This window comes from uncultured Roseovarius sp., assembly GCF_947259555.1.
Classification (GTDB): domain Bacteria; phylum Pseudomonadota; class Alphaproteobacteria; order Rhodobacterales; family Rhodobacteraceae; genus Roseovarius.
Map to the genome: position 1 here is coordinate 1 of NZ_CAMYMD010000095.1, position 8,231 is coordinate 8,231.

At 63.4% G+C, this 8,231-nt stretch carries 10 protein-coding genes and 1 pseudogene; 5 read left to right on the top strand and 6 right to left on the bottom strand.

Going from position 1 to position 8,231, the window contains the following annotated elements; translation table 11 throughout:
* Positions 1-123: 123 nt before the first annotated feature.
* Entirely contained in the window at positions 124-918 is a 795-nt protein-coding gene (locus Q0X85_RS15715) for a crotonase/enoyl-CoA hydratase family protein (protein WP_297773491.1), read from the bottom strand.
* Between the two features lie 106 nt (positions 919-1,024).
* Here Q0X85_RS15715 and Q0X85_RS15720 point away from each other — a divergent pair, with 106 nt between their 5' ends.
* Complete coding sequence (locus Q0X85_RS15720; protein WP_297773493.1) at positions 1,025-2,131, top strand: pyridoxal phosphate-dependent aminotransferase; 1,107 nt, start codon at positions 1,025-1,027, stop codon at positions 2,129-2,131.
* 81 nt (positions 2,132-2,212) lie between these two features.
* Positions 2,213-2,395 carry a hypothetical protein gene (locus Q0X85_RS15725; protein WP_297773494.1) on the top strand — a complete coding sequence of 61 codons (183 nt, stop codon included), beginning with the start codon at positions 2,213-2,215 and terminating at the stop codon, positions 2,393-2,395.
* A gap of 22 nt (positions 2,396-2,417) precedes the next feature.
* Here Q0X85_RS15725 and Q0X85_RS15730 read toward each other — a convergent pair whose 3' ends face one another.
* On the bottom strand, positions 2,418-3,641 hold the full coding sequence (locus tag Q0X85_RS15730) for an aminotransferase class V-fold PLP-dependent enzyme (protein WP_297773496.1): 1,224 nt from the start codon (positions 3,639-3,641) through the stop codon (positions 2,418-2,420).
* Between the two features lie 149 nt (positions 3,642-3,790).
* Here Q0X85_RS15730 and Q0X85_RS15735 point away from each other — a divergent pair, with 149 nt between their 5' ends.
* Positions 3,791-4,474, top strand: a complete 684-nt coding sequence (locus tag Q0X85_RS15735; protein ID WP_297773497.1) for a tyrosine-protein phosphatase — start codon at positions 3,791-3,793, stop codon at positions 4,472-4,474.
* A gap of 117 nt (positions 4,475-4,591) precedes the next feature.
* Here the strand turns inward: Q0X85_RS15735 and queF are convergent, their stop codons facing one another.
* Genes queF through queC form a run of 4 tightly spaced genes read right to left on the bottom strand, consistent with a single transcriptional unit; the run spans position 4,592 to position 6,842 of the window.
* Entirely contained in the window at positions 4,592-5,056 is a 465-nt protein-coding gene (gene queF / locus Q0X85_RS15740) for a preQ(1) synthase (RefSeq protein ID WP_297773499.1), read from the bottom strand.
* Between the two features lie 12 nt (positions 5,057-5,068).
* Positions 5,069-5,809 (bottom strand): 7-carboxy-7-deazaguanine synthase QueE, encoded by a 741-nt coding sequence (gene queE, locus Q0X85_RS15745; RefSeq protein WP_297773500.1) that lies wholly within the window; start codon positions 5,807-5,809, stop codon positions 5,069-5,071.
* Positions 5,788-6,144 carry a 6-carboxytetrahydropterin synthase QueD gene (queD, locus tag Q0X85_RS15750; RefSeq protein ID WP_297773502.1) on the bottom strand — a complete coding sequence of 119 codons (357 nt, stop codon included), beginning with the start codon at positions 6,142-6,144 and terminating at the stop codon, positions 5,788-5,790. The genes queE and queD overlap by 22 nt, the downstream gene beginning before the upstream one ends.
* Positions 6,144-6,842, bottom strand: a complete 699-nt coding sequence (gene queC, locus Q0X85_RS15755) for a 7-cyano-7-deazaguanine synthase QueC (RefSeq protein ID WP_297773503.1) — start codon at positions 6,840-6,842, stop codon at positions 6,144-6,146. Before queC ends, queD begins: the two co-directional genes overlap by 1 nt.
* Before the next feature lie 179 nt (positions 6,843-7,021).
* On the opposite strand from queC, the gene Q0X85_RS15760 reads away from it, so the two are divergent.
* Both Q0X85_RS15760 and Q0X85_RS15765 read left to right on the top strand, forming a co-directional pair.
* Positions 7,022-7,321 carry a hypothetical protein gene (locus Q0X85_RS15760; protein WP_297773505.1) on the top strand — a complete coding sequence of 100 codons (300 nt, stop codon included), beginning with the start codon at positions 7,022-7,024 and terminating at the stop codon, positions 7,319-7,321.
* Positions 7,322-7,394: 73 nt separating this feature from the next.
* Positions 7,395-8,231, top strand: a pseudogene (locus Q0X85_RS15765) (IS3 family transposase); the annotation flags it as partial.

Sequence of the window (8,231 nt, forward strand, 5' to 3'; positions counted from 1 at the left end):
GCGCGTGGCAAACCGCACAAGGTCGTTATCGTCGCAATCGCGCGCAGACTCGCCACCATCGCAAATGCCATCCTCAAATCAGGCACCCCCTGGCAAGCAAAGCCGATCATCTAGACACAGTTGCTAGCTCCCGCGACCGAAGACCGGCGCGCGACCGGCCATGTTGGCGGCGATCTGCTCGATCTGGTCGGGCTGGCCGATGAGGGCCGCCTGTTCGCGGCTCTCTTGCATGAGCACGGTGTCCTCGCCTGCACCGCTCTCGGCCACGGCGATGAGGCGTTTGGCGGCGCGGATGGCCGAGGGGCTGCGGGTTGCGATTTCCTGCGCCAGGTCGCGCGCGGCGGTCAGCGGATCCTCGGCGACTTCCGTCACGAGACCCCACGTCGCGGCCTGCGCGGCGCGAATGGGCCGGGCGGTATAGGTCAGCCGCCGGATCACGTCCGAGCGAGTGAGCCGCGGCAGCAGCGCCATGCCGCCCATATCGGGTATCAGTCCCCATTTCATCTCCATGATGGCCAGCTGCGCATCCGCAGATGCGATGCGGATATCGGCCCCGAGCGCAAGCTGGAACCCCGCCCCATAGACCGCCCCCTGCAGCGCCGCGATCACCGGCACCGGCAGGCGGTGCCAGACCATCGCGACCTCTTGAAAGAGGTTGGTGTTGCCGTGGCTGCGCGGCAGGATCAGCGCCTCGGGATCGCCCCGGGCCAGGGCTGCAAAGCTCATCACGTCCAGTCCGGCGCAGAACGAGTGCCCTTCGCCCGAGAGAACGACGGCGCGGATATCGGCCTCGGTCAGCGCCTGTCCGGCGGCAACGATGGCCTCGGCCATCTCGGGATCGACGGCGTTGCGTTTGTCGGGGCGGGTCAGGGTGACATGGGCAATGTGGTCGGTGATCTCGGTGGTGACGCGGGGCATGGGCGGTCCTCCTTTGGCGGTATCAAACACGGGCCGTGCGGCGCAGGCCAGCGGAACGTGGCGGCAGACCCTTGCAGCAGCGGCCTGCATCCCGTTAACTGACCCCATGACCGGACCTCGTTACACATCCCTTGTCGACAGCCTGCCCGCCAACGTGCCTTTTGTGGGCCCCGAGGAACAGGAGCGCACGCGCGGCGCGCCCTTCGCCGCGCGTCTGGGCGCGAATGAAAGCCTTTTCGGCCCCTCGCCCAAGGCGCTTGCCGCGATTCGGGCCGAGGCGGAGGAGGTCTGGAAGTACGGCGATCCGACCAGCCACGATCTGCGCGCCGCCCTTGCGGATCACATGGGCGTCGCGGTTGAGAATGTGCTGGTGGGCGAGGGAATCGACGGGCTCCTGGGCAACCTCGTGCGGCTGCTGGTGGCGCCCGGCGATGCGGTCGTCACCTCGGACGGGGCGTACCCGACGTTCAACTACCATGTCGCGGGCTTTGGCGGGGTGCTGCACAAGGTGCCCTATCGCGACGATCACGAAGATCTGGGCGCGCTCATCGCTCGGGCGCGCGAGGTGGACGCCAAGCTGATCTACTACGCCAATCCTGACAACCCGATGGGCACATGGGTGCAGGGGGCCGATGTGCTGGCCGCGCTCGACGCGCTACCCTCAGGCTGTCTGCTCTGCCTTGATGAGGCCTATGTCGAATTCGCACCCGACGGCGCGGCGGCGCAAGTGCCCGCAGACGACCCCCGCGTGATCCGCATGCGCACCTTTTCAAAGGCTTACGGCATGGCGGGCGCGCGCATCGGCTATGCGGTGGGGGCGGCGGCGCTGATCAAGAGTTTCGACAAGATCCGCAACCATTTCGGCATGAACCGGATGGCGCAGGCGGGCGCGCTCGCGGCGCTGCACGATGCCGACTGGCTGGCGCATGTGCAGATCGAGGTGGCGCATGCGCGCGACGAGATTGCGCGCATCGCCCGCGACAACGGGCTGGCACCCATCCCTTCCGCCACCAATTTCGTCGCCGTCGATTGCGGGCGCGACGGAGAGTTCGCCCGCGCCGTTCTGGCGGCGCTGGTGGCGCGGGGCGTGTTCGTGCGCATGCCGTTCGTGGCCCCGCAGGATCGCTGCATCCGCATCAGTTGCGGGCGCGCCGACGAGCTGGCGGTGCTGGCCGAGGCGCTGCCCGAGGCGTTGGCGCAGGCGCGCGGATAGCTGCGCGCCCCGGCATCGACCAAATTTTTCACCTGACAGAGCCAAATCTTGCGGTAAACTCCGCCCATGCGACGCGGAAACATGAAAGAGGCGCCAAACTACACCAACGCCGCCCTTGTGATGGGGGGCGTCAACCTGCTCTGGGTTTTCATGGTGATCTGGGCCACCCTCGGGTTTCTGGCGGTGCTGGTGGCGGGCTTCGCATTGGACAAGCTCATTCTTTGGTGCGCCAGACGGCGCACCGGTCGGACGGCAGGAGGTTAACCCTACCGCCACCGCAGGCGTGTCATAGCTGCCCTGCCACGCCAGAGCCGCCCTGCCCCGCGATCACGCGCGCGGCAGCCGCCAAACCACCCTCACCATGTGGCACGTCAAGCGCAACCATCCCGGATTCTATCGTGGCCAAGGCACCGAGGATCATATGTGCATTCACATGCCCCATATGGCCGATGCGGAAAAATCCATGCCAGGCAGGATCGCCCGGCTCGGCCATGCCAAGACCGATACCAAGCGTCACACCGGCATTCTCCTGCACCCAGCGCCGCAAGTCCGATCCATTTGGCGCACCAATTCGAAGCGCCGTGACCGCGCGGCTGCGCAGTGCGGGGTCGGCGATATTGAGCTCCAGCGGGCCGGTCTGCCCCCATGTCTCGCAGGCCGCCCATATGGCGCGGGCCAATGTCTCGTGCCGGGCCCAGATCGCCTCGATCCCTTCGGATTTGATCAGATCGAGTGCCGCGCGCAGACCAAAGAGATGATGGGTGGGCGCGGTGCCGCCGAAATATTGATAAAACATTTGCGGATCAGCCCGGTTGGTCCAATCCCAATAGCGACTGACACGCTCCATCCGGCGCCGCGCCTCGGCCGCCTTGTCGGAGAAAAAGACAAAACTCAGGCCGGGCGGCACCATCAGCCCTTTTTGGCTGCCCGCAACCATCACGTCGACGCCCCAGGCGTCCATCTCGAAGCGGTCACACGCCAGCGACGCGATGCAATCCGCCATCAAAAGCGCCGGGTGGCCCAGCGCATCAAGCACGGCACGCATCCCGGCCACATCGTTGCAAACGGATGTGGATGTATCGACATGCGTGGCCAGCACAGCCTTGATCTCATGCGTCTTGTCCGCGCGCAGCGTCTCTTCCAGCCGATTGAGATCAACAGCCGCGCGCTTGCCGAAATCGAGCATCTCCACGGCGATGCCCTGCCCCTCTGCCACCTCGGCCCAGCCATGCCCGAACCGGCCCGTCGCGGGCACTAGCACGCGCTCGCCCGGGGCGATCACGTTGGCGAGCGCCGCTTCCCACGCGCCATGGCCGTTGGCGATATAGATCGCCACACGCGCCTCGCTACGCGCGACATAGCGCAGATCGGGGATGAGGCCCGCCGTCATTTCAATGAGATCCCCCTCGTATATATTGGGGGCGGAGCGGTGCATCGCACGCAGCACCTCCTCGGGCATCACGGAGGGGCCGGGGATGGCCAGATAGGGACGGCCGTTGGCAAGGCTCATGTCGTTGGATCTCCTTTGCGGTCGTGGCAGACATTACGCCCCTGCCGGGCGGCGTCAATCCAACCGCAGCTTGTCAATCCCTGCCGTGCCGCCTAGATGGGGGCGGCCCGGGCGCAGCCGCGCCGAAACTCAGGAAGAGCCGTGCGCAAATGAGCCTTTTGAAACGGATTTCCAACTGGGAGCGCGGCCTGCGGGCCTCTTACAACACCGACCTCTCGACGCCCTCCAATCGACGCCGCGCGGAGATCTACAACCTATGGTTCGACCATGCGGTATTGCGCAAGATCTGGACCAATCAATGCGAGGTGGCCCCGGGTATCTACCGCTCGAACCAGCCCACGCATGACCGTTTCGTGCGGCTCAAGGCCATGGGTGTCCGCAGCGTGCTCAATCTGCGCGGGGCTGCGGGCGCCGCGCATTACCTCGTCGAGGAGGAAAGCTGTCGTCAGCTCGGGCTTCAGCTTGTCAATTGCACCTTGCAGGCGCGCGATGCCGCCCCGCGCGAAAACATACAGGCGGTGATCCGCGCGTTTCGCGAGATCGAGCGTCCCTTTGTCATGCATTGCAAATCGGGCGCGGACCGGGCCGGTTTCGCATCGGCGATCTATCTCATCGTGATTGAGCGTCGTCCTGTCTCAGAGGCACGCCGGATGCTGAGTATAAAACACATGCACCTCAAGTGGTCACGCACTGGCATTCTGGATTTCATACTGAATCAATATGAAGCCCGTCAGGCCGCAACCGGGATCGGCTTTGAAAACTGGGTCGCTGATGAATACGACCACGCAAGGGTGCAGACCGCATACCAAAAGGCGCATAAACCACTGTTTTGAAGCTGTTTGTGCCGCAAGTCTTCTACTGTCCAACCCTGCGCTGCGTCAATGCAGCCAGCGCGAGCCGCGCCGAGGAGACAGCGAACCAGAATGGTCCTTCAATCCGACATCAGCGCGTCAACCGCGTCCGCGATAGGGCGGCACGCCCTGATCGGGGATCCAGACGCCCTCTGGCATCGCCCCTGTCTGCCAGAACACGTCAATCGGAATACCGCCGCGCGGATACCAGTAGCCGCCGATGCGCAGCCATTGGGGGCTGAGGAAGTCCACCAACCGCCGGGCAATGGTGAGCGTGCAATCCTCGTGGAAGGCGCCGTGATTGCGGAATGAGGTGAGGTAGAGCTTGAGCGACTTGCTCTCCACCAGCCAATCCCCGGGCACATAGTCGATCACCAGATGGGCGAAATCGGGCTGGCCGGTCATCGGGCAAAGCGAGGTGAATTCCGGCGCGGTGAAGCGCACGTTGTAGGTGACATCAGCCTGCGGATTGGGAACCCGCTCAAGCTCGGCCTCTTCGGGGTGTTGCGGCACCTGCGTTGTGCCGCCCAACTGCTTGAGATCCTTGTAGATATTGTCGCTCATCGCCGTTCTCCTTCAAACCCCACGCTTGTTGCCCCAGAGCATGACATGCAATTGCGGCAGCACCTTCGCCGTGAACCAGCGGTCGCCGATGACCCGGTCCACCAGCCAGCGCATGCGCGCGTCTATTCCGTCCTGATCCACGACCGCGCTGTCATCCTCGGGTGGCGGCGGGGTGTGATTGCCCGGTTGCAGATAGAGCGGCAGCGCCGGGTAGCGCGCTGCCACGTCGCGAGCCCAGAGGTAATCGGCCTCGTCGAAAATCACGATCTTGAGCACGGTCGGCGCGTTGTGCGCGGCGGTCAGACAGTCCTCGAACACGGCCCAATCGACGGTCATGCCCGAGGACGGCGGCTTGGGGCTGAGCACCAGCATGTCGAGCGCCGCGAACCAGTCGCGCGCGACAGAGCCTTGCGTCTCCATGGCGAAGCGATAGCCCTTTGCCTTGCCCATCTCGATCAATGGCCCCAGCGGCTGAATCGCCGGGTTGCCGCCAGAGAGCGTGACCATCAGGGGCCGGTCGCCGGAAAGGTGCGCCACCTCGGCCATCACGGCGGCGGGCGGCATGGGCGCCCATGTGGCGCGATACTCCGCATCGACTGCATGCAGACTGTCGCACCAAGAACAGCGATAATCGCAGCCGCCGGTGCGCACAAAGACCGTGGGCTCGCCGGTCAGCGCGCCCTCGCCCTGAATGGTGGGGCCGAAGATTTCGGAAATGCGGATCGCCTCGATCACGGTCGGTATTCCGCCCATGTCTTGGGGGTTTCGCTGACCTTGATCGCCGTCACCTCGGGCCAGCGGGCGTGACACCAGTCGTAGAAATGTTTTGCCATGCGCTCTGCGGTGACGCAATCGTCGCCCAGCACGTCATTCAGGTGCCGGTGGTCCAATTCATCGTCGATGTAGCGCTTCAACTCGGCCAGATCGAGATAGTCGCGCACGAAGCCATGCGGGTTGAGATCGGCGGCGGCGAGTTCGACCACGACGATGTAATTATGGCCGTGCAGCCGGGCACATTGATGCTCGGGCGGCAGGCCGTGCAATTGATGCGAGGCGGAGAAATGGAATTCCTTGGTGATCCGGTACATCATGCGCCCCCTTTCGCCACGACGGTGAGCCAATAGTCGGGATCGGCGTACTCGGTCGGATCATCGACGCCCGCCAGATGAAACGCCTCGCGCCGCTCGACACAGGTGCCGCAGCGCCCGCATTGCCGGTCACCGCCCTTGTAGCAAGACCACGTCTCGGCGAATAGCGTGCCGTGGCGTGCACCGTCGGTGACGATATCGGCCTTGGAGCCGTTCAGATAGGGGGTGTAGAGGGTGATGTAGGCATAGCCCGCGAGTGCTGCATCCTGCATGGCCTGGAACGCGTTGACAAAGCCGGGGCGGCAGTCAGGGTAGATGAAATGATCGCCGCCATGCACCGCCGTGGCCACGGCCTCGGCCTTTTCCGCCGCCGCCATGCCAAAGGCGATGGTCAGCATGATGGCGTTGCGGTTGGGCACGATGGTGATCTTCATGGTCTCTTCGGCGTAATGCCCGTCCGGCACCGCCACATCATCGGTCAGCGCCGATCCCGACAACGCCGCGCCGATCTGGCGAATATCCACCACCTTATGCGGCACGCCCAGACGGCGCGCGCAGGCGGCGGCATATTCCACCTCTTTCACATGGCGTTGCCCGTAATCAAAGCTAAGAAGCCCCGCCAATTCATGCTCAGCGGCCACTTTATGGGCGAGCGATACGGAATCGAGCCCGCCAGAGCAGATAACAATCGTCCTCATCTTTCATCCTTGTTTTTTAAAGCGGGTAGGCTGCGACCGCTCGACCCCGCGCATCTAGAGCCTTTGGGCTGCAAGAACAAGTGCGGATTGCTGGGAAAGGCCCTTGCAAGCGGCCTAATGTATCAAACGCACCAAGATTCTACATGCACAGGTTCCGCATGTGAATCATAATGTTGGGCATGGTTAAACGCTTCAAATTCTACCAGCACGGCGACGAGATGATAAACTCGTCACTCCACTACCTGCGCGCCCGCACGATCCGCGAGGGGCTGGACGGCTTGGAACATATCGAGGCGATCATGCGGATGCGCGGCCTTGACCTTGAGGCCATGCACGTCCCTCGCAAGAATAAGCGGCGGTTTCGGAATGGGGAATCACGCGCCGCTGTAATGGGCGTGATGCGTGAAGGGCCACACACAACACGAGAGATAGCTGACAGGCTGGAGTGCCAGCGTAGAAGCGTTTACGGGTTGATCTGATCCCCTCAAATTGGACCGTCTGAAGCTGGAGTTTTCCGCTACGATTTCCCGGCTGGGAGAGGAGCGGACTCACATGAAGGCATCGAAGTTGTCGGACGCGCAAAAGGCGTTCATCATCAAGCAGGGCGAAGAAGGCACACCGGTTGCCGAGATCTGCCGGAAGGCCAGGATCAGCCAGGCGACCTACTTCAACTGGAAGAAGTAGTATACGGGTCTGTTGCCGACCGAAATGAAGCGGCTGAAGCAGCTTGAGGACGAGAACGGCCGACTGAAGAAGATCGTCGCCGATCTGACCTTGGACCGCGAGATGTTGTGAGGCACGTCATCCGGCGAAAGATCTGAAGCCTGGTCGGCTGCGCCAGCTGGTTCGCGGGATGTGCAGCGATTGGGCGGTCTCGATCCGGGCGGCATGTGGGGCCATCGGATTTTATCGTTTGACGTTTCACTACAAATCCCGCCGCGCTGATCAGGCTGCCGTCGAGAGGCGGATCAAGGAGATCTGCGAGACACGTGTGCGCTACGGCTATCGCCGGGTTCATGTGCTCTTGGACCGCGAGGGCTGGCGCATCAACATCAAGAAAGTCTATCGTATTTACAGGGAGTTGGGCATGCAGCTGAGGAACAAGACGCCGAAACGGCAGGTGAAGGCCAAGCGGCGCGATGACCGTGCCGAAGCCGTCGGGCCGAACGATGTCTGGGCGATGGATTTTTCCATGACCAGCTGGCGACGGGCAAGAAGCTTCGGGTTCTGACCGTCGTGGACACGTTCTCACGATACGTGCCCGTGCTCGACGCGCGGTTCAGCTATCGCGGGGAGGATGTCGTGGCGACGCTGGACCGGGTGTGCCGCAGATCGGGCTATCCCAAGACGATCCGGGTCGATCAAGGCAGCGAGTTCATCTCCCGCGAC

Coding starts and splice junctions, on each gene's coding strand:
- Q0X85_RS15715 (WP_297773491.1), bottom strand. CDS start 918: ATGCCCCGCGTCACCACCGAGATCACCGACCACATTGCCCATGTCACC.
- Q0X85_RS15720 (WP_297773493.1), top strand. CDS start 1,025: ATGACCGGACCTCGTTACACATCCCTTGTCGACAGCCTGCCCGCCAAC.
- Q0X85_RS15725 (WP_297773494.1), top strand. CDS start 2,213: ATGAAAGAGGCGCCAAACTACACCAACGCCGCCCTTGTGATGGGGGGC.
- Q0X85_RS15730 (WP_297773496.1), bottom strand. CDS start 3,641: ATGAGCCTTGCCAACGGCCGTCCCTATCTGGCCATCCCCGGCCCCTCC.
- Q0X85_RS15735 (WP_297773497.1), top strand. CDS start 3,791: ATGAGCCTTTTGAAACGGATTTCCAACTGGGAGCGCGGCCTGCGGGCC.
- queF (WP_297773499.1), bottom strand. CDS start 5,056: ATGAGCGACAATATCTACAAGGATCTCAAGCAGTTGGGCGGCACAACG.
- queE (WP_297773500.1), bottom strand. CDS start 5,809: ATGGGCGGAATACCGACCGTGATCGAGGCGATCCGCATTTCCGAAATC.
- queD (WP_297773502.1), bottom strand. CDS start 6,144: ATGTACCGGATCACCAAGGAATTCCATTTCTCCGCCTCGCATCAATTG.
- queC (WP_297773503.1), bottom strand. CDS start 6,842: ATGAGGACGATTGTTATCTGCTCTGGCGGGCTCGATTCCGTATCGCTC.
- Q0X85_RS15760 (WP_297773505.1), top strand. CDS start 7,022: ATGGTTAAACGCTTCAAATTCTACCAGCACGGCGACGAGATGATAAAC.